The sequence below is a fragment of the Limnohabitans rimovensis (SeqCode) genome (assembly GCF_965234775.1).
GTDB classification, from domain to species: Bacteria; Pseudomonadota; Gammaproteobacteria; order Burkholderiales; family Burkholderiaceae_C; genus Limnohabitans; species Limnohabitans rimovensis.
Genome location: NZ_OZ248562.1, coordinates 1487922 through 1509151, shown reverse-complemented (window position 1 = coordinate 1509151; position 21230 = coordinate 1487922). Strand labels below are relative to the sequence as shown.

The window sequence follows — 21230 nt, the reverse complement described above, 5'->3', positions numbered from 1 at the left end:
GGAGTGATCATGCGCACAACAAAATCAGGCCGTTTGCTGGCCTTGTCTTTGGCCAGCTTGCTGGCCGCTTCCATGGTTCAGGCCGCTGACAAGGTCAAGATCGGGTTCGTCAGCACCTTGTCGGGTCCCAATGGCGCATTGGGCGCAGAGATTCGCGATGCCTTCAACCTGGCGGTCAAGCTCAACGGCGGCAGGCTTGGTGGTTTGCCCGCTGAGGTATTGATTGGCGACGACCAGTTCAAGCCCGATGTGGGCAAGCAACTGTTTGAGCGCTATGTCAAGCGCGACAAAGTGGACTTCATGACCGGTGTGGTGTTCTCCAACATCATGTTGGCGGGTTTGCCCGAGGCTGTGGGTGAAAAAACTTTTTACCTCAGCCCCAACGCCGCACCATCGCCCATCGCTGGCAAAGATTGCAGTCCTTATTTCTTTGCGGTGTCTTGGCCCAACGACGCCTACCATGAGGCCGCAGGCCAGCACGCGACCAACCGGGGCTTCAAGTCGGCTTATTTGGTCGCCCCCAACTACCAAGCGGGCAAAGACTCCTTGGCGGGTTTCAAGCGTTTCTACAAAGGCAAGGTGGCCGCTGAGGTCTATACCAAGCTGGGCCAGTTGGACTACTCGGCCGAGCTGGCTGAAATTCGCGCGGCCAAGCCCGATGTGCTTTACTTCTTCTTGCCCGGAGGCATGGGCATCAACTTCATCAAGCAGTTTGTGGCCGCTGGTCTGAACAAAGACACCAAGATGGTGTTGCCCGGCTTTGGCGCCGACCAAGACATCATCCGCAGTGTGGGTGACGAGATGTTGGGCATCACCGACACCGCCCATTGGGGCCTGGACTTGAACAATGCTGCCAACAAAAAGTTTGTGACTGAGTTCGAAAAAGAATACAAGCGCTTGCCCACCGTGTATGCCGCCCAAGGCTATGACACCGCGTTGTTGATTGACGCGGCGGTGCGCGGTGCCAAAGGCAATTTGGAAGACAAAGAAGCCTTGCGCCGCCACATCAAAGAGGCCAAGTTTGAATCGGTGCGCGGTGCCTTTAAATTCAACACCAACCAGTACCCGATCCAAAACTACTATTTGCGCGAAGTGCAAAAAGACGCGCAGGGTCGTTTGGTCAACAAAATTGTGTCGCAAACCCCGGTGCTGGCCAGCCACGGCGACGCTTACGTGCAAGATTGCCCCATGAAGTAAACGCTTGGGCGCACATCCCCCAAGGCCCCGCCACCCTGTGGTGGGGCATTTTTTGTTTTGACCGATAAGCGCTTGCATGACCTGGATACTGTTTCTTGAGCAAAGCCTCAATGGGCTTCAATTTGGTTTGATGTTGTTTTTGCTGGCCTCGGGCTTGACCCTGGTGTTTGGCATCATGGACATGATCAACTTGGCCCATGGCGCTTTGTACATGGTGGGTGCATTTTTGGCGGCCTGGTTGGTGAACATCACCCAGTCATTTTTGTGGGGCGTTTTGTTGGCTGTGCCTTTGACGGCAGTTTTTGGCATGGTGCTCGAGTCAACCCTGCTGCGCACGCTGTACCGGCGCGACCACATGTCGCAGGTGCTGGCCACCTTTGCCCTGATCTTGATCATCAACGAAGCGGTGCGCATGATTTGGGGCACCGATTTGGCGCTTTCGGCGCCGGCCGCTTTGTCGGGGCCAGTGGAATTGTTGCCCGGTTTGATGTACCCCAGTTACCGGCTCGTCATCATTGGGGTGGGTTTGGCCTTGGCCTTGTTTTTGTACCTGGTGGTCACCCAAACCCGCATGGGCGCGTGGGTGCGGGCTGGCGCGTCCAACCGCGACATGGCCATGGCCATGGGCATCAACATCCAACGTCTGTTCACCCTGGTGTTTGGTTTGGGTGCAGCCATGTGTGCTGTTGCGGGGGCCATGCTCGGGCCCTTGTTGGCGGTGCAGGTGGGCATGGGCGAAAGCATTTTGATCTTGGCCTTTGTGGTCATTGTGATTGGCGGCATTGGGTCTATTTGGGGGGCATTTGTGGGCTCCTTGTTGGTGGGTTTTGTCGATACCTTTGGCCGCACCTTGCTGCCGCATTTGTTTCGTGAAATATTCCCGCCGCAAGTCGCGGCCACCGCTGGCCCCGCAGCTGCGTCCATCATGGTTTACCTGTTGATGGCCGTGGTCTTGTTCATCCGCCCCCAGGGCTTGTTCTCGCGCAAAGCATGAGCCCCAACACCATGACGTCGTCCCGCTCCACCCCCGCCTGGGCTTGGTATTTGCTCATCGCATTGGCGGTGGGCTTGGGGTGGCTGATGCAAGCGCAAGGCCAGAACTTTTATTTGTCCATGCTCAGCCGCATGATGATTTACGGCTTGGCCGCTTGCAGCTTGAACCTGATCTTGGGCTATGGCGGCTTGGTGTCATTTGGCCACGCTGCATTTGTCGGCATCGGCGCCTATACCGTGGGCATCTTGATCACCGAGGGCGTGCCCAGTGGTTGGATCGGTTTCCCTGCAGCCATGGTGGTGTCGGCGATTTTTGCGGCCTTGATCGGCGCCATTTCGCTGCGCACCCGGGGCGTGTACTTCATCATGATCACCCTGGCCTTTGCGCAAATGGTCTACTACTTGGTCAATTCGGTCAAAGCTTATGGCGGCGACGAAGGCCTGAACATCCGCATGCGTTCCGACTTCGGCTTTGGCATCAACCTGAAAAATGACCTGGCTTTTTATTACCTGGTGCTGCTGTGCCTGGTGCTCAGCCTGTGGTTCATGCATCGCTTGATGCATTCGCGCTTTGGCCGGGTGGTGTTGGCCCAGCGCGATGACGATGTGCGCACCGAGGCACTGGGTTTTGCGGTGTACCGCTACCAAATGGTCTTGTTTGTGTTGGCCGGCGCCATTGGCGGCTTGTCAGGTGCATTGATGGTCAACCAGCAAAACTACGTCAACCCCAATTTGATGCACTGGACGCAATCGGGTGTGCTCATGGTCATGGTGATTTTGGGTGGCGTGGGCACCTTGGCCGGTGGCCTCTGGGGCGCGTTGTTGCTGCTGACCTTGGAAGACGTGTTCGCCGAATACACCGTTCACTGGCAGTTTTATGTGGGTTGGATTTTGCTGGCTGTGGTGCTGATGGCACCCAAAGGATTGGCCGGTGTGTTCCAGCGCCGTGCCAAGGGGGTGCAGCATGGCTGAGCCGGTCTTGCAGGTCAAATCTTTGGTCAAGTACTTTGGTGCCCTGTGCGCCACCGACCATGTCAGCTTGGATGTGCGGGCGGGCGAAATCCATGCCCTGATCGGCCCCAATGGGGCTGGCAAAACCAGTTTGGTGGCGCAACTCTCGGGCTTGCTCGCCAGCGATTCGGGTGAGGTGGTTTTCATGAACCAAAACATCAGCGCTTTGAGCGCCCACCAAAGGGTGCGTTTGGGCATGGTGCGTTCGTTTCAGATCACCCGCTTGTTCAAATCGTTCACTGTGCGCGATAACGTCGCGTTGGCGGTGCAGGCGCGCACCGGCAACCCCTACTCGTTTTGGCGCCCAGTGGCGGCTGAGCGTGCGCTGCACGATGAGGCCGAATCGATCTTGCAAGACATCGGTTTGGCCGAGCGCGCCGACGAGCTGGCGCAAAACCTGTCCCATGGCGAGCAGCGGGTGCTGGAGGTGGGATTGGCCATGGCCACGGCCCCAAAGCTGCTGCTGCTCGACGAGCCCATGGCGGGCACCGGCCCCGAAGAGTCCCAGCGCATTGTCGATTTGATCGCCGGCTTGAAGAGCCGCGTGGCCATTTTGTTGGTCGAGCACGACATGGACGCGGTGTTTCGCCTGGCCGATCGCATTTCCGTGATGGTCAATGGTGCGGTGATCGCCTGTGGCGAGCCCCAGGCCATCCGAAGCGACCCGATGGTGATCGCCGCTTATTTGGGCGAGGAGCACAGCGCATGAGTGCCGTTTTATTGCAGGCCCAAGGTTTGCGCGCTGCCTATGGTGCCAGCCAGGTGTTGTTTGGCATTGACTTTGAAATCCGTGCCGGTGAGGTCATGGGCTTGCTGGGGCGCAACGGCATGGGCAAAACCACCTTGATCCGCAGCTTGCTCGGCATCAAAAGCCCCCAAGCCGGCAGTGTTCGTTTTGAAGGCGCAGAAATCACCGGACACAGCAGCGACCGCATTGCGCGCATGGGGCTGGCCGTGGTGCCTGAAGGTCGGCAGGTGTTTCCCAACCTGAGCGTGGACGAGCACTTGACCGCCTTTGCCGCACGGCGCAATGGGGCCGCGCAGCCGTGGACGCCTGAGTCGGTGTACGCCTTATTCCCGCGCTTGGCCGAGCGCAAAAAGAACATGGGCAATCAACTCTCAGGCGGCGAGCAGCAAATGCTGGCGATTGGCCGTGCACTGGTGACCAACCCCAAGCTGTTGATCTTGGACGAGGCCACCGAAGGCCTGGCCCCGCTGATCCGCGAAGAAATTTGGCAATGCCTGACGCGCTTGCGCCAAGCCGGTCAAACCTTGGTGGTGGTCGATAAATACGTCAACCGTTTGGTGCAAATCGCCGATCGCCATTTGATTTTGGAGCGCGGCAGCGTGGCCTGGCAAGGCAGCTCGGCCGAGTTGGACCAAGACCGCAGCCTGTGGCAGCGTTACCTCGGCGTCTGAGTCTGGGCTGACGCGGCCGTTGGTCGATCCCCCTGACACGGGCGGTCTGCGCCTCAAGCAAACTGACGTTGCGCCACTGTTTTCAGGCTGGCCAGCAAGCTGGTGCAGGCCGCGCTGCGCGAACCACTGCGCCGACGGGTGATGCCCACCCGGCGCGCCCAATCGGTGCCGGCCACCGGCAATGCCCTGAGTTGACCGGCTTGTGCCTCCCAGTGAATCAGCTCTTGGGGGATGAAGGTCAAGGCATCGCTTTGCATCACCAAGGATTTCATCAACACTGTTGAGGTGGTCTCGATCTGTGCCTTGGGGGGTAAGAGCTGGTGGGCCAGAAAAAAATCTTCAAACGCCAAACGCTCGAGCTCGCGCGGGCGCGGCAGCACCCACACCTGGCCCAGCAATTCACTGGCATGCACTGTGCGCTTGTGACCCAAGGGATGATCAGCGCGGGCCACCACCACGGCGCTTTCGGTGAACAAGGTTTCGTGCACCAAATCGGCATCGCTGCTGCGTGCAGGCACCGATGACAAGGCGAAATCAACCTCGCCGTTTTTGACCCAAGGCATCAGCGATTCGTTCAGGCCGTAGAGCACCGTCACTTTGAGTTCGGGGTGGCTTTGTTGCCAAGCCATCAAGGCTTGGGGCAGCAAGCGGTTGGCTTCGGTGGGGCCGCAGCCGACGATCACATGGCCGCGCTGCGAGCCCTTGAGCGCGTCGATCTCGCCCAGCGCATGGCGCAGCTCGGCCTCGACCACTTGGCCGTGCTGCATCAAGGCTTGTCCGTAAGGCGTGGGGCTGACCCCAAAGCGGCCGCGCTCGAGCAAGGGCACACCCAGCGACTTTTCCAGGGACTTGATGCTTTTGGACAGCGCGGGTTGCGACACCTCGAGCTCAGCGGCGGCCTCGGTCAGGCTGCCGCAGCGCACGGCAGCGAGGAAAAACTGCACTTTTCGGTAATCCATAACCAATGGTAATGTAAAAAGCATGGAAAGTTGTAGGTGCTGCGCGCTGGCTTTGCTACCTTCGCATCTGCTTTCAACCCTTGCGTTCTTTTCGGAGATGCCATGACCGCTATTGACCTGGACCACTTGGTCCAACCCGACCGTGTGCACCGCAGCGTGTACACCGACCAGGCCTTGTTTGACCTGGAAATGGAACACATGTTTGAAAAGACGTGGGTCTACTGTGGCCACGAGTCCCAGGTCAAGGCGGTGGGCGACTACCACACGCTGCACATTGGGCGACAGCCCATGGTGATGGTGCGGGACCGCGATCAATCCATCCGCGTGCTCTACAACCGCTGCCCGCACCGGGGCGTGCAACTGTGTGGCACGCACAGCGGCAACACCGGTTCGGGTTTTGTGTGTCCCTATCACGCTTGGAGCTTTCACCTCAACGGCCAGGTGCGGGCGATTCCCCTGGCCAAAGGTTATGACGGGACCCGCTTGAAACTGGACGACCCGCAAGCCAGCATGGTGCCGGCCGCCCGCGTCGACAGTTACCGGGGCTTTGTGTTTGCCAGCCTGAGCGCTGAAGGCCCGAGCTTGCTGGAATTTTTGGGCGAGGCCAAGGTGGCGTTTGACGACATGTGCGACCGCTCACCGGTGGGCGAGGTCGAGGTGGTGCCGGTGTGCCACCGGGTGGTGCAGCACTCCAACTGGAAGTTCTTCATGGAGAACCAGTTGGACGCCTTGCACCCCTCGGTCACCCACCAGTCCACCGGCGTGTCGGCGCGGCGCATTGAAGAGCGCGTCAAAAAGAACCAAGGCTCGGCCCCGCTGTATTTCCATTACCTGTCGACCTTTGCGTCGAGCTTTGACCAGTGGGATTCGGTGCAAACCGTCAACTTTCCCTACGGCCATGGCATCTTGAAGGCCTACATGGGCTTGCGCCCCACCGACCCCGACACCGTGGAATACGAGGGTTTGCTGAAGAAAGCCTATGGTGAAGAAAAGGCCGAGGAATACCTCTCGCGCAGCATTCACCATGTGCTCATCTACCCCTACCTGTCGGTGCAGTCGCCCTTGCAGCAATTGCGCTGTTTGCGCCCCATCGGTCCGGACAAAACCTTGTCAGAGATTTGGCACTTCCGGCTCAAGGGCGCGCCCGAGGCGATTTACCGACGCGCCTTGTGGTACTTCAACCTGGTCAATTCACCCGCCACCATGATCAATGCCGATGACTTGGAAAACTGGACCCGTGGCCAATGGGGCTTGCAGTCCAAAGGCGGCGAGTGGGTCAGCTTTCACCGCAACATGGGCGGCGACACCGAGACCAACGGCGTGGCCTATTCCAACAACGGCACCTCTGAGGTGGTGATGCGCAACCAGTTCAAAGCCTGGCAGGCCTATATCCGTCCCGCGGTGCAAGCCGCGGTCAGCATTGCTTGAGGGAGCACACCACATGAGCCAAACCAACATCACCACCCAGCAAGCCCTGGGCAGCGGCGTCATCATCGAGGCGGTGCATTCCATGACCGGTGCCGAATCGATCGCCCCCGACCACATGGGCCGCGCCCGCGTGCCGGCACAAGGCTATGTGCCGCAATCGGTGGCCCAGGTCGACCCAGCCGTGATGCACCAGGTGCAAACGCTGCTGTTTCGCCAAGCGGCCATGCTCGATGCCAAATGCTGGGCCGATTGGATCGCCTTGTTCAGCGATGACGGCGTGTATTGGATGCCGTCCAACCCCGATCAGACCGATTGGGCCAGCCAGGCTTCGATCTTTGCCGAGGACCCATTGCTGATGGAAGTGCGCATGGGCCGTTTGCAACACCCCAATGCCTGGTCGCAAGCGGCCAATTGGTCGACCAACCACATCGTGGGCAATGTGATGATCGAGCATGCCGACAAAGACACGCTCGAGGTGTATTCACGCTTTCACATGCTGGAGTTGCGTCGCGACAATGTGCGCCACTTTGCCGGCAGTTACCGCCACAGCTTGGTGCGCGTGGGCAGCGATTGGAAAATCAAATTGCAGCGCGTCGACATGGCCAACGCCCAAGGCGCTTACGACTACGTGATCCAAGCCTGGGTGTGAAGCCATTCAGAGCCGCTTGAAAATCCAGCGGTCTCTGGCGGGCGCTGGTGCTGCGCGTCTGGCGTGGACCGGCGGATGCAGGCCTGGTTCAGCGCTTCACCACTGACCGGTTTCCATGTGGATGGCGACCTCGCAGTCGTCAAAGATGGCCAATTTGGCGATCTTCACCCGCACCCCCAGCACACCGGGCAAACCCATCAGGCGCGAGGCCAATTTGCCGATCAGGCTCTCGAGCAAATTGACATGCTCGGCGGTGCATTCGGCAATGATGATGCTGCGCACCTTGCGGTAGTCCAGCACATGGGTGATGTCATCGTCGCTGGGCATCAGCGGTTGTGAACCCAGGTTGAGTTCGGCATCAACCTGAATGGGTTGGGGCGCGTGCTGCTCTTGCGGCAAGATCCCTAAGTTGGCGTCAAAGCGCAGCCCCGTGAGGCTCAGGGTTTGGGTGCCTTTGCTGGCCATGTCAATGCCTTACACCACGCCGGGCTTGGCGCGAAAAATTTCCACGCCGACTGCATCGCAGTCGGGGTACACATCGGGCTTGCGGGTGGACACCTGTGCCGCCTGCACGCCGGGGTGGTCCAGCAAGGCGGTCATGATGTCGTCGCACAAAGTCTCTTGCAAACCAATGTGGCCTTGGGCCACACGTTGCTGCACCACTTGGCGCACAAAGTCGTAATCCACCACTTCATCCAATTGGTCGTTGCTGACCTGGGTGTCGGCCAAGGACACATACAAATCGACGTCAATGATCAAACGCTGCGTCGCTTGTTGCTCGAAATCGTGGATGCCAATGCGCGCTTGCACTTGCAGGCCGCGCAAAAAAAGCCGGCGGTGGTGTTGCAGTAAAAAGGGTGTCATGGTTGGGATGAGAGCATGTCGTCGACCACAAACAGCACATCGCGCGCCAGCGGCACCAAATGCTGGCCGTTGTCGACTTGGATGCAGGTGCCGGTGATGGATGCGGTTTGGGCCAAAAACACCGCTGCTTGCGCCACGTCTTTGGGGTCGATCGGTCGGCGCAGCAAATTCACCTGGGCTGCCATGTCGAAGTTGGCCTGGGTTTGCGGCCCACTCAGGTACATCAAGCCGGGGGCCACGGCATTCACCCGAATTTGCGGGGCCAGGCTTTGGGCTTGCAAACGCACGGCGCGCTCCAAGCCCACCTTGGACAAGGTGTAGGAAAAATAATCGGGGTTGAGGTTGAACACCTTTTGGTCCAGCACATGCACCACGCTGGCCCGCCCAGCTGGGCTGTGGGCATGCAAGCGGGCCAAGTGCTGGCCCATGTGCATGGGCGCGAGCAGGTTCACCCGCAGCTGTTGCAGTGCTAAATCGTCGCTGAAGTCGTGCCCGCTGTCGGGCTCAAACAAGGAGGCGTTGTTGACAATGCAGCGCAAGTTTGGCCCGGCATGCACCTGGGCTTGGGCAAACACCTGGGCCACCGCTTCGCCAGTATCGAGTGCGCCCCCCACCGCTGCTGCTGACACGCCCAAGCTTTGCAATTCGCCCACCAGCGCATGGGCGGCCGATTCAGAGCGTTGGTAATGGCACACCACGCTCCAGCCGCTGCGCGCAAAAGCCAGGGCGATTTCACGACCCAGTCGGTGCGCAGCGCCTGTGACCAAAACCCAATCGTGCATGTGAAAAAAACGTTGGCCCCTGCGAGGCAGTGGCAACAAGGTAGGATGAAGAGGCCATGAATGTACCGCCTTTTTCTCCACCTGCTGCCCCGCCGCTGCAGCGCTTGATCGAGCGCTCCATGGCCAGTGCCGGCGGCTGGCTCGGCTTTGACCGTTTCATGGCCCTGGCCTTGTATGCCCCTGGCCTGGGCTATTACAGCCGACAAGACCGCTTCATTGGGCAAGACCCGGCGCAAAGCGACTTTGTCACCGCCCCCACTTTGGGCCCGTGGTTTGGCCGTACCCTGGTCCATCCAGTGCGCCAGGCCTTGGAACACACCGGCACCGACTGCATTTGGGAGTTTGGCGCCGGTACCGGGGATTTGGCGCTGCAACTGCTGGCGGGTTTGGGCGACGCCGTGAAACGCTACACCATCATCGAGCTGTCGGGCGCCTTGCGCGAGCGCCAACAAGCCACCTTGCGTGACCACGCCCAACAAGTGCAGTGGTTGAGCGAATGGCCTGAAGCGATCGACGGCGTGGTGCTGGGCAACGAGGTCATGGACGCCATGCCGGTTCAGTTGTTGCAGCGCAGCCAAGGCCAATGGCATGAGCGCGGCGTGGTGGCCGCAGCGCCCGGCGCTGAGCGCGCTTGGGCTTGGCAGGACCGAACCAGCAGCGCCCGTCCGCCGGTGGATATCGAAGGCGAGCACGACTACCTCACCGAGGTCCATCCCCAGGCCGAGGCCTTTGTGCGCAGCTTGGCCGAGCGCTTGCAGCGCAGCCATCGGCCCGGGGTGGTGATGTTGCTGGACTATGGTTTCCCTGAAAGCGAGTACTACCACCCGCAGCGCCACATGGGCACCGTGATGTGCCACCGCGCCCACCGCGCCGACAGCGACCCGCTGGCCGATGTGGGTCTCAAAGACATCACCGCCCATGTCAATTTCACCGGCTTGGCCGTGGCCGCCCAAGACGCCGGCTTGCAGGTGTTGGGTTACACCTCGCAAGCCAATTACTTGCTCAACTGTGGCATCTTGCCTTTGCTCGAGGGCTTGCCCATCGCGCAGCGCCACACCGCTTTGACCTTGATCCATGAGCACGAAATGGGCGAGTTGTTCAAGGTGCTGGTGCTGGGCAGTGGCCCTGCTTGGACGCCCATGGGCTTTGAACACGGAGACCGCACCCATGCCCTTTGAAACAGGTGTGCATCGCGCATCCTCCTGGGGGCCAGGATCAACCACAGGCCGCAAGCCGGCCCACACCCCGGGGGTGTTTTGATGTGGCGCTGGTTGCTGGTTGTTTTTTTGGCACTGATTTTGTTCAATGGACTGATGCCGTGGTTGCGCAAAATCGGTTTTGGTCGCTTGCCAGGTGACCTTCAGTTTCGCCTTTTTGGACGCGACTGGTTCCTGCCCATCACCACCACGCTGGTGCTCAGCTTGTTGGCCGCTGGGGTATCCCGGCTGCTTTGAACCATTCCCTGCACCCCCCACGGGGTCTGCCACCTGGGGCCATGGCTTTCATGCCCAGTGGTTAACATCGGGCTCATTTCACCCCTTTTGTCCCCATGTCTCTGTCCCCTTTGTCACCCCATCGCCGCGCCCGAAAAACGGGGCGTTATGTGGCTTTGGCCGTGCTCGCGCTGGCCTTGGCCGGTGCCGGGACTTGGTACTTTTATTGGCGTCCCATGGCTGCCGACATGGCGGGTGAGGCCAAGGGCGAGGGCAAAGGGGGCAGCGCCAAGGGTGGGCGCTTTGGCGGTGGGCGCAACCAAGCCGTCAGCGCGGCCGAGGTGCAGCGCATGGACGTGCGCCAAACCATCCAGGCCATAGGCACCTTGACGGCCTTGAACACCGCGGTGGTGCGCGCCAAGATCGATGGCGAACTCAAAGCCCTGCGGTTTTCTGAGGGGCAAATGGTGCGCGCGGGCGATGTGCTGGCCGAGATCGATGACCGCAATGCCCAGGCTCAACTGGCCCAGGCCGAAGGACAGTTGGCGCGCGATGTGGCGCAACTGCGCAATGCGCAACTCGATTTGCAACGCTATCAAGGTCTGTTGGAAAAAGACGCGATCGCACGCCAGCAAGTGGAGTCGCAGCAAGCCCTGGTGCGCCAGTTGCAAGGCACGGTGCAGTCTGACCAGGCCCAATTGGATGCGGCCAAACTGCAACTCACCCACACCCGGGTGGTGGCCCCGATCTCTGGTCGTTTAGGCCTCAAGCAAACCGAGCTGGGCAGCTTGGTGCGCGCGGGCGACGCCAATGGCATCGTCAGCATCAACCAAACCGATCCGATGGCCGTGTTGTTTGCGGTGCCCGAAATCCATGTGCCCCTGATCCAGCGCAAACTGCGCTCGGGCCAGGTGTTGCCGGTGCAGGTGTGGGACCGCGAGGCCAAACAGATGTTGGCCCAAGGGCGGGTGAGCAGCACCGACAACGCCATCGACCTGGCCACTGGCACCCTGCGCTTGAAAGCCACTTTTCCGAATGCCGATGGCAGTTTGTTTCCGAATCAATTTGCCAACATCCGCTTGGAGTTGGACACCCTCAAAGACAGCTTGGCCGTGCCCAGTGCGGCGATTCAGCGCGGTGCCGCTGGCACGTTTGTGTATGTGGTGCAAGCCGACAACTCGGTGCTGACCAAAGTGGTGCAGCTCGATGCCCAAGACGGCGACTGGCAAGCCATTCGCGGGCCGATCCAAGCCGGTGACAAAGTGGTCACCGATGGTGCCGACCGTTTGCGCGATGGCAGCAAGGTCGAGGTGGTCAAGTCGGCCCCGCCGCGAGCGGCGGCGGTGGGCGGAGCCAAAGACGCAAAACCCACCGCGCCTGGCGTGCCGCCTGCGGGCGCAGCCAAACCACCAGCGGGAGCCAGCCCACCTGCGACTGCCGCCGCGCCCACACCCCCCCCTGCCGGTGCGCCCGAAGGCCCAGCCGGTGGCGGTTCGGGGCGTCCCGCGTGGATGGACCGATTGCCCCCCGAAGTGCAAGAACGGGTGAAAAACATGTCGCCCGAAGAGCGCCGCGCTTTCTTCCAGCGCATGCGCGAGCGCCGCCAATCCCAGGAGCCCTGATGAGCGCCCGGGTGTGCCCGCAGCGGCTTGCTGCGACACCAGGGGAGCGGTGGTGAACCTCTCGCGCTTGTTCATCCTGCGCCCGGTGGCCACCTCCTTGCTGATGGTGGCCATGTTGATCGCTGGCGCTTTGGCCTACCGGTGGTTGCCCATCGCCGCCTTGCCCCAGGTGGATTACCCCACCATCCAGGTGTCCACCTTGTACCCCGGGGCCAGCCCCGAGGTGGTGACTTCGTCCATCACCGCCCCCTTGGAGCGGCAGTTCGGTCAGATGCCCGGCCTGGATTTGATGAGTTCGGTCAGCTCGGGCGGTGCTTCCATCATTACCTTGCGCTTCTCGCTCGACCTGGCCCTGGACGTGGCCGAGCAGCAGGTGCAGGCCGCCATCAACGCGGGGGCCAATTTGTTGCCCAACGACTTGCCCATGCCGCCCACCTACAGCAAGGTGAACCCGGCCGATGCCCCGATATTGAGTTTGGCCCTGAGCTCGCCTTCGCGCCCCATCACCCAGGTCAGCGACATGGTGGAAAACCGCATCGCCCAGCGCCTGTCGCAGGTCTCGGGTGTGGGCTTGGTGAGCATCGCCGGTGGCCAGCGCCCTTCAGTGCGGGTACAGGTCAACCCGGTGGCTTTGGCGGCGGCGGGGTTTTCGCTGGAAGACGTGCGCACGGCCATCAACCAAGCCAACGTCAACCAAGCCAAGGGCAGTTTGGATGGGCCCAACCGGGCGTCGACCATCGACGCCAATGACCAACTGCGCTCGGCCCAGGAATACGGGCAAATGGTGCTGGCTTATCGCAACGGCAACCCCTTGCGACTGCGCGATGTGGCCACCATCGTCGAGGCACCCGAGAACAGCCGCTTGGCCGCATGGGCCAACCAAACACCAGCGGTGGTGTTGCACGTCCGCCGCCAGCCGGGTGCCAATGTGATTGAAACCGTGGACCGCATCCAGGCCTTGTTGCCGCGCTTGCGCGCCGAACTCCCCGACTCGGTGGACCTGCAGGTGATGAGCGACCGCACGGTGACCATCCGCGCATCGGTGCGCGACGTTCAGTTCGAGCTGATGCTGGCCGTGGCCTTGGTGGTGATGGTGATCTTTTTGTTTTTGCGCAACGCCGCCGCCACCTTGATCCCCAGTGTCGCCGTGCCGCTGTCGCTGGTGGGCACCTTTGGGGTGATGTACCTGGCGGGTTTTTCGATCAACAACCTGACCTTGATGGCCTTGACCATCTCCAGCGGCTTTGTGGTCGATGACGCCATCGTGATGATCGAAAACATTGCGCGCCACTTGGAGCAACGCGCCAAAGACGGCGAGGCGCAGAAGGGCGATTGGCGTGCGGCCGCTTTGGCCGCTGCCTTGAGCGGTTCGCGCCAAATTGGCTTCACCATCATCTCGCTGACCTTTTCACTGATCGCGGTGTTGATCCCGCTGTTGTTCATGGCCGATGTGGTGGGGCGTTTGTTCCATGAATTCGCCATCACCTTGGCGGTGTCGATTTTGATTTCTGCCGTGGTCTCGCTGACCTTGACGCCCATGATGTGCGCCCGATTGCTGCGGCCACCATCGGCGCAAACCACCAGTGCTTGGTCACTGGCGGTGGGGCGCAGCATCGATGGCTGGATTGCGCGTTATGGGCGCAGCCTGGGCCGGGTGCTGGACAACCCAGGTCGTGTGTGGGCGCTGTTTGGTTTGAGCTTGGCCAGCACCGTGGCCTTGTACCTGTGGGTGCCCAAAGGTTTTTTCCCCTTGCAAGACACCGGCAGCTTGCAAGTCATCACCGAGGCCACCCAGTCCACCTCATTTGACGCCATGGCGCAGCGCCAGCAAGCCCTGGCCGAGGTGTTGCTGCGCGACCCAGCGGTGCACAGCCTGACCTCGTTCATCGGCGTGGACGGCACCAACACCAGCCTCAACACCGGGCGCATGACCTTGCAATTGGTGCCCAAAGACCAACGTGATGTTGCGCTGCCTGTGGTGGTTGAGCGCCTGACCCGGCTGAGTGACCAAGTCAGTGGCATGCGCATCTTTGTGCAGCCGGTGCAGGACTTGAGCATTGAAGACCGGGTGGCGCGCACCCAATACCAGTTCATGCTCAGTGGGCCCGATCTTCAAACTTTGGGCGCTTGGTCGCAACGCTTGATCGAGCGCATGCGCGCCATGCCCGAGCTGACCGACCCGGCCAGTGATTACCAAAACCAGGGCTTGCAGGCCTATGTGCAAATCGACCGCGAAGCCGCTGCCCGCTTGGGGGTGAGTGTGTCGGCCATTGACACGGCCTTGTACAACGCCTTTGGTCAGCGCTTGATATCCACCATCTTCACCCAAAGCAACCAGTACCGCGTGGTGCTGGAAGTGGCCAGCGCCCAGCGCCTGGGCCCAGCGGCCTTGCAGCGCTTGTATGTGCCCGCCACCGGTGGTGCGCAAGTGCCTTTGTCGTCATTGGCCCAGGTGGTGGAAAAACCGGCCTTGCTCAGCATCACCCATGTGGCCCAGTACCCGGCGGTCACCTTGTCGTTCAACCCGGCGCCGGGTTTTGCGCTGGGCCAGGCGGTGCGCGCCATCGAGGCGGCCCGCGCCGAGATGTTGGATGAAGGCATGCCGGTGTCGATCGAAACCCGCTTCCAAGGCGCGGCATTGGCGTTTCAGGCCTCGCTGGTCAACACCTTGTGGCTGATCTTGGCGGCGGTGGTCACCATGTACATCGTGCTGGGCATTTTGTACGAGAGCTACATCCACCCCATCACCATTTTGTCCACCTTGCCATCGGCCGGCGTGGGCGCGCTGTTGGCCTTGATGCTGGCGGGCATGGACCTGGGGATGATCGCGGTGATTGGCATAGTGTTGCTGATAGGCATCGTCAAGAAAAACGCCATCATGATGATTGACTTTGCACTCGACGCCGAGCGCGAGCAAGGCTTGGCCCCGCGCGAGGCCATCCACCAGGCCTGCTTGCAGCGCTTTCGCCCGATTTTGATGACCACCTTGTGCGCCTTGCTCAGCGCTTTGCCCTTGATGCTCAGCAGCGGCGTGGGCAGCGAGCTGCGCCAACCGCTGGGTGTGACCATGGTCGGCGGCTTGATTTTGAGCCAGTGGCTGACCCTGTACACCACGCCGGTGATTTATTTGTTTTTTGCCCGTCGCTTTTCACAGGTGCGGGCATGACACGCGTGCGCGATGCCTGGGCCGATGGTGCGCCCCATTTTTCAGCCCCCTTTGTGGCCAGACCGGTGGCCACCACCTTGATCACCTTGGGCCTGGCCTTGGCCGGGGTGTTGGCTTATTTCCAATTGCCGGTGGCCCCCTTGCCCCAGGTCGAGTTCCCGACGATTTCGGTGCAAGCCAATTTGCCAGGGGCCAGCCCTGAGACCATGGCCGCCACCGTGGCCACGCCATTGGAGCGGGCCTTGGGCACGATCGCCGGGGTCAATGAAATCACCTCTTACTCATCGCTGGGCAGCACCCGGGTGAGTTTGCAATTCGACCTCAGCCGAGACATCAATGGCGCAGCGCGCGATGTGCAAGCGGCCATCAATGCCGCGCGCGCACTGTTGCCCACGGGCATGCCCAGCAACCCGAGTTACCGCAAGGTCAACCCCGCGGATGCGCCGATTTTGATATTGGCCTTGACCTCCAAAAACCTCTCACGCGGTCAGCTCTATGACGTGGCGTCCACCTTGTTGTCGCAGCGTTTGTCGCAGGTCGATGGCGTGGGGCAGGTGACCATTGGCGGTGGCGCTTTGCCAGCGGTGCGCATCGAAATCGACCCGGCCAAACTGGCCAGCCAAGGTCTGGCACTGGAAGACGTGCGCACGGCCGTGGCCGCGACCAACGCCAACCGGCCCAAAGGCCAGGTGGAGGATGCCCAGCGCAGCTGGCAAATCGGTGCCAACGACCAAGCCAGCCGCGCCGACGATTACACCCCCTTGGTGCTGCGCTACCGCGATGGCCGCGCGGTGCGCTTGGGCGACGTGGCCCAGGTCAGCGACTCGGTGCAAGATGTGCGCAACTACGGCGTGGCCAATGGCGAGCCGGCGATTTTGATCTTGCTCAACAAGCAGCCCGATGCCAATGTGATTGAGACGGTGGCCCGGGTGCGCGCCCTGATGCCGGTGTTGCAAGCGGCCATCCCGGCCGCGGTGGACATGCAGGTGGTGTCCGACCGCACCTTGACCATCCGCGCCTCCTTGGCCGAAATCCAAAAGGCGCTGGCCATCTCAGTGGGCTTGGTGATCGTTGTGGTGGGTTTGTTTTTGCGCCGCCTGCGCTCGGCCCTGATCCCCAGCGTGGCGGTGCCGGTATCGCTGGCGGGCACCTTTGCCGGCATGTATTTGCTGGGCTACAGCCTGAACAACTTGTCCTTGATGGCCTTGACCATTGCCACCGGCTTTGTGGTGGATGACGCCATCGTGGTGCTGGAGAACATCACCCGGCACCTGGAGAGGGGTGCCACACCCAAGGAGGCCGCGCTCAGCGGCAGCCGCGAAATTGGTTTCACCGTGGTGTCCATCAGCTTGTCCTTGATCGCGGTGTTCATTCCCATTTTGCTCATGGGCGGGGTGCTGGGCCGCTTGTTCCATGAGTTTGCGGTGGTGCTGTCCTTGGCCATCCTCATCTCGCTGTGGGTCTCGTTGACCACCACCCCCATGATGTGTGCGGCTTTGTTGCAAGCCCATGTACCGGTGCGACCCGCAACGCCAGTGGTGGCAATGCAGGGCGCCAGTCGCTGGCGGCGCTGGTGGGCGCGTCGGCCCAAAGCGGGGCGCCTGTACCGCACCAGCTTGGCGTGGGCGCTGCGCCATCAACCGGTGATGTGGTTGGTGCTGTTGGCGGCCATTGGGCTGAATGTGTATTTGTACAAAACCATTCCCAAGGGTTTCTTTCCGCAGCAAGACACAGGGCGCATTTTTGGCTCCATCCGGGCCGATCAAAGCACCTCGTTTCAAGCCATGCAAAAACGCTTGGACGAGTTCATCGCCATCGTGCGCGCCGATCCGGCGGTGGAGAGTGTCACCGGCTTCACCGGTGGTGGAAGGCGCAATTCGGCGCAAATGTTTTTGTCCTTGAAGCCGCGCGATCAGCGTGATGTATCGGCCGACCAAGTGGTGGCGCGATTGCGCCCCAAGCTCGCCAAACAAGCCGGTGCTTCTTTGTTTTTGGTGCCCGGCCAAGATCTGCGCATCGGTGCGCGCGTCTCCAGTGCCCAGTACGAGTACACCTTGAAAACCGACGACTTGGAGGACCTGCGCCTGTGGGAGCCGCGCATCCGCATGGCCCTGAGCCGTTTGCCCGAGTTGGAAGATGTCAACACCGACTATGAAGACCGGGGCTTGCAAACCACCTTGGTGATCGACCGCGATGCCTTGGCGCGGCTGGGCCTGAACATGCGCATGATCGACGCCACCTTGAACAACGCCTACGGCCAGCGCCAAGTGGGTGTCATCTACCACCCCCTGAACCAGTACCGGGTGGTGATGGAGTTGGCGCCCCAGCACCTGCAAGGACCCGAGTCTTTGCAGCAAATGCAATTCATCAATGCCAGTGGCCAGGCCGTGCCCTTGAGCGCTTTCGCCCGTTTGGAGATGACCCACACCGCCTTGTCGGTCAGCCACGAAGGCGGCGTGCCATCGGACACCATCAGTTTCAGCTTGGTCCCCGGGGTATCGCTGTCGCAAGCCACCGAAGCGATGGACAAAGCCTTGGGTGAATTGAAAATCCCGGTCTCGGTGCGCGGCAGTTTCTCGGGCACCGTCAATGCCTACCAGCGCTCGTTGGAGACCCAACCCTTGCTGATCTTGGCCGCCTTGGTCACGCTGTATTTGGTGCTCGGTGTGCTGTATGAAAGCCTGCTGCACCCCATCACCATTTTGTCCACCTTGCCCTCAGCCGGTGTGGGTGCTTTGTTGGCCTTGATGGTGTTTGATACCGAGTTCTCCATCATCGCCATGATCGGGGTGATTTTGCTGATTGGCATTGTCAAAAAGAATGCGATTTTGATGATCGACTTTGCCTTGGTGCGGCAACGCCAAGGCTGGAGCGCAGCCCAGTCCATCTACCAGGCTTGCCAATTGCGCGTGCGCCCCATTTGGATGACCACCTTGGCCGCCATGCTGGGGGCCTTGCCCTTGGCGTTGGGCCGTGGCGACGGTGCCGAGCTGCGCTGGCCCTTGGGCTTGTCGGTGTTGGGTGGTTTGCTGCTCAGCCAGCTGCTGACCCTGTACACCACACCGGTGGTGTTTGTGGGCTTGGAGCGTTTGCGCCAGCGCGTTCTCGGGCCCCGGTTGTGGTCGGGCAGCCCATCTGTGGACCCCAAATCTGCGGCTGCACAATGGAGGCCGACATGAGCCTTGTTTCACCCCATCGATGCATGCTGTTCAGCATGGCCCTGCTGTTGACGGCCTGCGGTTGGCTCAAGCCCCAACCCATGCCCGCCCTGAGCTTGCCCACACCAGCGGCCATTGGCCCATGGCAGTCGGCCAGTGATGTGCCCGCCGCCGACCCGTCCTGGTGGCAGCTGTTTCAAGACCCGGTGTTGGACGATTTGCAGCGGCAATTGGTGCTGGGCAACCACAACTTGCAAGCCATGGCTGCTGGGGTGCGCCAAGCCCAGGCCGCAGTGGGCACGGCCCAAGCCAGCTTGTTTCCCACGGTGAATGCCAACGTGGGTGTGTCGCGCAGCGAAAACACACCGGCCACGGTGACCGGTACCAATTACAGCTTGAGCGCACCCGTTTCTTGGGAAGTGGATCTGTGGGGCCGGGTGAGTGGTTTGAACCGTGCGGCCGACGCCCGTTTGCAAGCCAGCCGCGAGGACTTGGCCGCAGCGCGTTTGTCGGCCCAATCCACCTTGGTGCAAACCTATTTGTCGGTGCGCAGTGCTGACCAACAATTGGCCGTGCTCGACATGGCGGTGCAGGCCTATGAAAAGTCTTTGCAGCTGACCGAATACCGCTACCAAGCCGGTGTGGTGTCCGCTGCCGATGTGGCCCAAGCGCAGTTGCAATGGCAAACCGCCCAAGCCCAAAGGTTGGACGTGCGCACCCAGCGCACACAATTGGGCCATGCTTTGGCGGTGCTGCTGGGTCAGCCACCATCGGCCCTGGCCTTGGGGGTGCGCACCCAAGCTTGGGTGGTGCCCGAATTGCCCACGCGTTTGTCCACCGCCTTGTTGTTGCGCCGGCCCGATGTGGCTGCTGCCGAGCGGCGTGTGGCCGCTGCCAACGCCCAAGTGGGGGTGACCCAGGCGGCCTTTTTCCCTGCGCTCACCTTGTCGGCCAACGCCGGCTACCGCAACCAAGACTTTGGCAGTTTGGTGGGTGCTTCCAATGTCTTTTGGTCGGTGGGCCCGTCATTGGTTCAATCGGTGTTTGATGGCGGTTTGCGCCGCTCTGCCCGAGCCGACGCAATGGCAGCGCGCGATGCCAGCGTGGCCACCTACCGACAAACCGTGCTGACCGCCATGCAAGAGCTGGAAGACAACTTGGTGGCCGCCGCGCAGTTGGCTTTGCAAGCCCAGGCCCAAGCGCAGGCCTTGCAAGCCGCACGGCGCAATTTGTCCATCACCGATGCGCAGTACCGGGCTGGTGCGGTCAGTTACTTGGCGGTGGTCACCGCCCAAACCAGCGAACTCAGCGCCGAGCGCAGCTTGATTGATGTGCAAACCCGCCGCTTGGTGGCCATCAATGCCTTGCTGAAGAACCTGGCTGGGCGATGGCCTGAGCCATCCTTGGGCTAACTCAAGATTGGCAATGGGCGCTAAGTAGCATTACCTCTGGTGTGGGCTGACCCATTGAGAAACCACAGCCATGGCGGTGGTTTTTTTCTTGGCACATTGAATTGTCTAGGTCGTCGACTCAAGCCTCAATGCGCGAAGCCTGAATCACACGCCGCCAACGGTCTATTTCAGAGTTGATTTGATGGCTGAGTTCTGCGGGCTGGTTGGCGATCGCGTTGAAACCCATCTCCACCAAATTCTCACGCATACCAGGGCCGTTGACGATGGACACGATTTCGCGGTGCAAAAACGACACGATGGCCGCTGGCGTGCCAGTGGGGGCCATCAGGGCCTGCCAGGTCGATGACTCTTGATCATTCAAGCCCGACTCGGTCATGGTGGGGATGAGCGGGGCCGAGGCAAAGCGCTGCGCACTGGTCACCGCCAAGGCACGCAACAAGCCAGCGCGCACCAACTCTTTGACCGGCGGCAAGGTGGTGCAACCCAATGCGATCTCACCACTGACCACAGATTGGACCGCTGGCCCTGCACCCTTAAACGGTATGTGCGTCACGTCCAGGCCCAGGCTGATTTTGAGTTGCTCTACGGACAAGTGGGCGATCGTGCCCGATCCTGCCGATACATAGCTGAACTTGCCCGGTTGGGCGCGCACGCGTTCGATGAGTTGACGCATGTTTTGTGCATTCACAGACGGGTGGACAAAAAACACATGGGGCGATTCACCCACCATTGAAATAGGTACGAAGTCTTTGATTGGATCGTAGGTGGCCGTCTTGTAAAGACTGGGATTGACCACATAGGTGGAAGAGGCCAGCAACAAAGTCAAACCATTGGCAGGGGCCCTGGCGGCAGCACCCATGCCAATGTTCCCGCCTGCACCAGCGATGTTTTCCACCACGAACGATTTGCCCGTTCTCTCACCCAGGCGCTGCGCCAACCAGCGGCCCATGATGTCGCTGGGGCCACCCGGGGCAAAGGGGACAATGATTTTGACCGGTCTGTCCGGGTAAGCCTGTGCCCAACCATGGGGCGCAAGGGTGGTGCCGGCGGCGGCAGCTAGCAAATGGCGGCGCGAAATTTTTTTCTCAAAGGTGGTCATGGTGGTTGCCTCGGTTGCGGGGTTCAAACAAAGCGGTG

The 21230-nt window shown here is 61.0% G+C and carries 18 protein-coding genes; 13 read left to right on the top strand and 5 right to left on the bottom strand.

Annotation, left to right across the window (positions count from 1 at the left end; all coding sequences use genetic code 11):
- Positions 1-9 precede the first annotated feature (9 nt).
- The 5 genes from AC8GFZ_RS07350 to AC8GFZ_RS07330 all read left to right on the top strand — a co-directional run bounded on the left by AC8GFZ_RS07350 (position 10) and on the right by AC8GFZ_RS07330 (position 4620).
- On the top strand, positions 10-1197 hold the full coding sequence (locus AC8GFZ_RS07350; RefSeq protein WP_506643834.1) for an ABC transporter substrate-binding protein: 1188 nt from the start codon (positions 10-12) through the stop codon (positions 1195-1197).
- 76 nt (positions 1198-1273) lie between these two features.
- Positions 1274-2191 carry a branched-chain amino acid ABC transporter permease gene (locus tag AC8GFZ_RS07345; protein ID WP_506643832.1) on the top strand — a complete coding sequence of 306 codons (918 nt, stop codon included), beginning with the start codon at positions 1274-1276 and terminating at the stop codon, positions 2189-2191.
- A gap of 11 nt (positions 2192-2202) precedes the next feature.
- Entirely contained in the window at positions 2203-3162 is a 960-nt protein-coding gene (locus tag AC8GFZ_RS07340; RefSeq protein ID WP_506643830.1) for a branched-chain amino acid ABC transporter permease, read from the top strand.
- Positions 3155-3910, top strand: coding sequence for an ABC transporter ATP-binding protein (locus AC8GFZ_RS07335; protein WP_506643828.1), 756 nt, complete (start codon positions 3155-3157; stop codon positions 3908-3910). Before AC8GFZ_RS07340 ends, AC8GFZ_RS07335 begins: the two co-directional genes overlap by 8 nt.
- Positions 3907-4620, top strand: coding sequence for an ABC transporter ATP-binding protein (locus tag AC8GFZ_RS07330; protein ID WP_506643826.1), 714 nt, complete (start codon positions 3907-3909; stop codon positions 4618-4620). Before AC8GFZ_RS07335 ends, AC8GFZ_RS07330 begins: the two co-directional genes overlap by 4 nt.
- Positions 4621-4673: 53 nt before the next feature.
- On the opposite strand, the gene AC8GFZ_RS07325 is transcribed toward AC8GFZ_RS07330, so the two are convergent.
- Positions 4674-5579 (bottom strand): LysR family transcriptional regulator, encoded by a 906-nt coding sequence (locus AC8GFZ_RS07325; protein ID WP_506643824.1) that lies wholly within the window; start codon positions 5577-5579, stop codon positions 4674-4676.
- Between the two features lie 102 nt (positions 5580-5681).
- On the opposite strand from AC8GFZ_RS07325, the gene AC8GFZ_RS07320 reads away from it, so the two are divergent.
- Positions 5682-7007, top strand: a complete 1326-nt coding sequence (locus tag AC8GFZ_RS07320; RefSeq protein WP_506643822.1) for an aromatic ring-hydroxylating oxygenase subunit alpha — start codon at positions 5682-5684, stop codon at positions 7005-7007.
- A gap of 13 nt (positions 7008-7020) precedes the next feature.
- Positions 7021-7656 carry an aromatic-ring-hydroxylating dioxygenase subunit beta gene (locus AC8GFZ_RS07315; RefSeq protein ID WP_506643820.1) on the top strand — a complete coding sequence of 212 codons (636 nt, stop codon included), beginning with the start codon at positions 7021-7023 and terminating at the stop codon, positions 7654-7656.
- Positions 7657-7752: 96 nt separating this feature from the next.
- Here the strand turns inward: AC8GFZ_RS07315 and AC8GFZ_RS07310 are convergent, their stop codons facing one another.
- From AC8GFZ_RS07310 to AC8GFZ_RS07300, 3 genes are read right to left on the bottom strand one after another with little or no spacing between them, the layout of a single operon-like run.
- On the bottom strand, positions 7753-8121 hold the full coding sequence (locus AC8GFZ_RS07310; protein ID WP_506643818.1) for a dihydroneopterin aldolase: 369 nt from the start codon (positions 8119-8121) through the stop codon (positions 7753-7755).
- Positions 8122-8130: 9 nt separating this feature from the next.
- Entirely contained in the window at positions 8131-8520 is a 390-nt protein-coding gene (locus AC8GFZ_RS07305) for a dihydroneopterin aldolase (RefSeq protein WP_506643816.1), read from the bottom strand.
- Complete coding sequence (locus AC8GFZ_RS07300) at positions 8517-9302, bottom strand: SDR family oxidoreductase (protein WP_506643814.1); 786 nt, start codon at positions 9300-9302, stop codon at positions 8517-8519. Before AC8GFZ_RS07300 ends, AC8GFZ_RS07305 begins: the two co-directional genes overlap by 4 nt.
- Before the next feature lie 56 nt (positions 9303-9358).
- Between AC8GFZ_RS07300 and AC8GFZ_RS07295 the strand changes: the two genes are divergently transcribed.
- The 6 genes from AC8GFZ_RS07295 (at position 9359) to AC8GFZ_RS07270 (ending at position 20093) form a co-directional block, all read left to right on the top strand.
- Positions 9359-10480: a class I SAM-dependent methyltransferase gene (locus AC8GFZ_RS07295; protein ID WP_506643812.1), complete on the top strand. Its 1122-nt coding sequence runs from the start codon at positions 9359-9361 to the stop codon at positions 10478-10480.
- Between the two features lie 81 nt (positions 10481-10561).
- Positions 10562-10756 (top strand): DUF2905 domain-containing protein, encoded by a 195-nt coding sequence (locus tag AC8GFZ_RS07290; RefSeq protein WP_506643810.1) that lies wholly within the window; start codon positions 10562-10564, stop codon positions 10754-10756.
- Between the two features lie 95 nt (positions 10757-10851).
- Positions 10852-12357 (top strand): MdtA/MuxA family multidrug efflux RND transporter periplasmic adaptor subunit, encoded by a 1506-nt coding sequence (locus AC8GFZ_RS07285; protein ID WP_506643808.1) that lies wholly within the window; start codon positions 10852-10854, stop codon positions 12355-12357.
- A gap of 52 nt (positions 12358-12409) precedes the next feature.
- Complete coding sequence (locus AC8GFZ_RS07280) at positions 12410-15523, top strand: multidrug efflux RND transporter permease subunit (protein ID WP_506643806.1); 3114 nt, start codon at positions 12410-12412, stop codon at positions 15521-15523.
- Positions 15520-18702, top strand: coding sequence for an efflux RND transporter permease subunit (locus AC8GFZ_RS07275; RefSeq protein ID WP_506643804.1), 3183 nt, complete (start codon positions 15520-15522; stop codon positions 18700-18702). The genes AC8GFZ_RS07280 and AC8GFZ_RS07275 overlap by 4 nt, the downstream gene beginning before the upstream one ends.
- Complete coding sequence (locus tag AC8GFZ_RS07270) at positions 18699-20093, top strand: efflux transporter outer membrane subunit (protein ID WP_506643802.1); 1395 nt, start codon at positions 18699-18701, stop codon at positions 20091-20093. Before AC8GFZ_RS07275 ends, AC8GFZ_RS07270 begins: the two co-directional genes overlap by 4 nt.
- A 118-nt stretch (positions 20094-20211) precedes the next feature.
- Here AC8GFZ_RS07270 and AC8GFZ_RS07265 read toward each other — a convergent pair whose 3' ends face one another.
- Positions 20212-21192: a tripartite tricarboxylate transporter substrate binding protein gene (locus tag AC8GFZ_RS07265; RefSeq protein ID WP_506643800.1), complete on the bottom strand. Its 981-nt coding sequence runs from the start codon at positions 21190-21192 to the stop codon at positions 20212-20214.
- Positions 21193-21230: the final 38 nt, after the last annotated feature.